The organism is Coprobacter fastidiosus (genome assembly GCF_982245605.1).
In genome coordinates, this window is the sequence record NZ_CEVCIF010000077.1 from 1 (window position 1) to 3,301 (window position 3,301).

Sequence of the window (3,301 nt, forward strand, 5' to 3'; positions counted from 1 at the left end):
ACTCTATCGACTTTATATGCCATCTTACTTTTTAGGGACATTTACTGAATATCCCCGTTTTTACTCGTCAGATAAGCGAGTTATCATCCTCATAAAACAGGAAAAGTAACTTTTCAATGTATTATCTTGAAAAAGGAAGTTTTCATATCTTTCAGATTACTATTCTTTATGAGTAAGAATAGTTTCGATATTATACCGAGGGCGATCTTTCACTTCGATATAAATTTTTCCGATATACTCTCCTATTATCCCAATGGAAATCAGAACCAAAGCTCCGATAAACCACACAGAAAGCATTAGTGATGCCCATCCTGCAACAATATCTCCTGTTAAATAAGAACATAACGTATATATAAATGCACAAAACGTCATAATCAGGAAAAATACGCCAGCACCGAATATCAAACGCACAGGTTTTACCGAAAATGAGGTTATACCGTCTATCGCAAAATTGAGCATTTTACTCAACGGATATTTAGATTCTCCTGCAAAACGTTCATGACGATCATAATATACGCATGTCGTATTGTAACCGATCAACGGCACTATACCTCGTAAAAATAAATTACGTTCTCTGAATTTCATAAGTTGTTCCAACGCCCGTTTACTCATCAAACGATAATCGGCATGATTATAAACCGATTTCACTCCTAATCCTGTCATCAACTTATAAAAGCAAAGAGCTGTAGTCCGTTTGAAAAAAGTATCTTTCTGCCGAGATTTTCTTACTCCATAAACGATGTCAAAACCTTCTTCATATTTCTTTACCATTTCCTCTATGACCGAAATATCATCCTGTAAATCGGCATCTATCGAAATCGCAAGATCACTCATATCTTTAGCGACCGTCAATCCTGCCATCAACGCATTCTGATGCCCGACATTGCCGGCCAGATTAACGCCATATACATACTTACTCTCCTTATACAATTTACGGATAAGTTCCCATGTATTATCCCGACTACCGTCATTGACAAACAATATAAAACTATCGGGAGAAATCATCTCTTTTTTTATCAATCCTTCAAGGACAGAAATAAGACGTCTGGATGTTTCCTTTATTACTTCCGATTCGTTATAACACGGTACAACGATACTTAGTATCATATATTTTTAAAGTTAAAAGACAAATTAATAAATTAACGAAATCAAAGATACATAACATATCGCATTAAAACCAATCAATTTATATAAAATCTCACAGTCAGATTAAGAGCTTGCCTAAATTTTTCGACAAAACAATATTCAGGCAAGTTCTTAATCTTAATATCTAAAAAGTAATTTATTTATAATGCTTTCACGCTAAAGACATAGCGTCCTTTTTCTACCATTTTTTTTGCCGTCAGGGAAAGACGGAATATTTTCTCACCCCAAACATTAGATAATCTGGGATCTGTAAGCAAAATTGTCTCTAAAGACGGTGTAAACAAAGACTTATCATAATGGAGCTCTACAATTTGTCCCTCTACCGAAATTTTCACTTTCCCTGCCGTATTCAAATCAATATCTCCCCATAATAAAAAATTTACCTGATTTTCATTTTTCAATTTCTTTAAAATAAAATCATCAGAAATATCCAGACTACTGTCCCGAAGACGATATGTTCTTATCCACTTTTCGACCTCCGCATTATCGGGATAAGCAGTAGCAATATTCATAGACAATTGCTTTTTCTTCTTGTCCAGCACGACATCCGTCGCTTTATATTCAGACCCGAATTTTTGAGGTACTCCGTTGATCATCGGTAAATTATGATAATTGCTTTGCATCGTCCATATCGTATAACGTTCTTTCCCGAAAGTTTGCCGTGTATAAGTACCGACTCCGGCATCTATAATAACCGGAACTGCGTTATAGTATAAAGAAAATGTCCCGACATCATTATGATTATGACTTTCGTTATTATATCCGCCTTTAACAGCTAAGAAAAAACCTTTTTTATTTTTCAAATAACAGAATTGTGTTTCCGGATACCATGTTACCTCCGGAGTCTGGTGTACCGGAGTCGTTTTTTGCATACCTTCGCTATAAAGCAGACATTGCAATGTACGGAATATATCTCTTCCCGACGTTATGACGATTCCACCTTTTTTACGCGACAGCCAAGCTGCATACTTTTGCATTTCATCACTGCCGATTGCTTTTCCATAGCGAAAAATCAAACCGGCATCTCCACCACCCTTTGCAGAAGCATCGGCAAAATTAACGACCCAGCCGTCACCGACATAAGTCCGAGAAATATATTCCCCCATATTACGGATTAAAGGGTTCGTGAACAAAGACAATTTTCCTCCCGTAGCGTCATACAACAATTGCAGATAATCATACATTTTTCCAGCAGCATGCCCCCAATAGGATGGTCCTTCTTCACACGCTCCGTCAGAATGGACATAATTTATAAATTTATCTACCGAAACCATTGTCCTATATACGGCATCGGCCAATTTGTTTTTATCATTCTCCAATAACAAAAAGCATTGTAATACATTTGCATTACACCAAGGATTCCAATTATTTACCAACTGCCCCTTGTAATCAAATGCCATCCACCAGAAACGATCTTCCTGCATATAAGTATCCATAATTCGTTCTTTTATCTCCTTATAAAGACGTTTTGATATTATAGGATCTACTTTATCAAACTCTTCATGAAAAAAATAATATACCCATGACAAAAGAGCTCCCATATCTCCAGAAACCAAATCGATTATATGTTCCGTATAATCGGGTAAAGACCGTTTAGAGTGCTGAGCAGGAAGATGGGCGGAAAGAGCCCAAGATGTCATTTCACACGAATATACTACACCATTGACTAGCTGATCGATAAAACGGCCTTTTCCTTCAGCTAATTCAGCAATTGCCAGATCTGCAATCGCATTATTATTACTGCTATTAGGGTTTTCCATAATTTTACGATTACCAGTACGTTCATATTCCAAATAATCGGTAGCTTTTATGACTTTCCATTCATAATTCAGTTGCTTTTCACCTCGTCTGATCAGCATCTGTTTATGTTCTTTTGTTAAAGCATCCCATCCTTCACGATCGGTATATTTTGGATAAGATACCCATTTTTGATTGGGAATAAGAATTTCTTTAAGCCGTGTTACATCGGCCTGTTTTTCTAAAAGATTTCTCTCTTCATATCCATATCCGGAATAAGAAAGAATCAAAAAAAGCATAAGGCATGAAAACTGTTTCATAGTTAATCGAAGGTTAAAAATTCGGTTGATACAAATATAAACAAACCTGTTGGCGGAATTAAAATAGCGCATATTTAATTCTGCCAATAGGCTTTTCA

Annotated in this window: 2 protein-coding genes; both read right to left on the minus strand. The window is 36.1% G+C overall.

What is annotated here, in order from left to right; genetic code table 11:
- Positions 1–159 precede the first annotated feature (159 nt).
- Positions 160–1,107 (minus strand): glycosyltransferase family 2 protein, encoded by a 948-nt coding sequence (locus AC0UMU_RS13160; RefSeq protein ID WP_022389706.1) that lies wholly within the window; start codon positions 1,105–1,107, stop codon positions 160–162.
- Between the two features lie 179 nt (positions 1,108–1,286).
- Complete coding sequence (locus AC0UMU_RS13165) at positions 1,287–3,203, minus strand: heparinase II/III domain-containing protein (RefSeq protein ID WP_288641990.1); 1,917 nt, start codon at positions 3,201–3,203, stop codon at positions 1,287–1,289.
- Positions 3,204–3,301 lie beyond the last annotated feature (98 nt).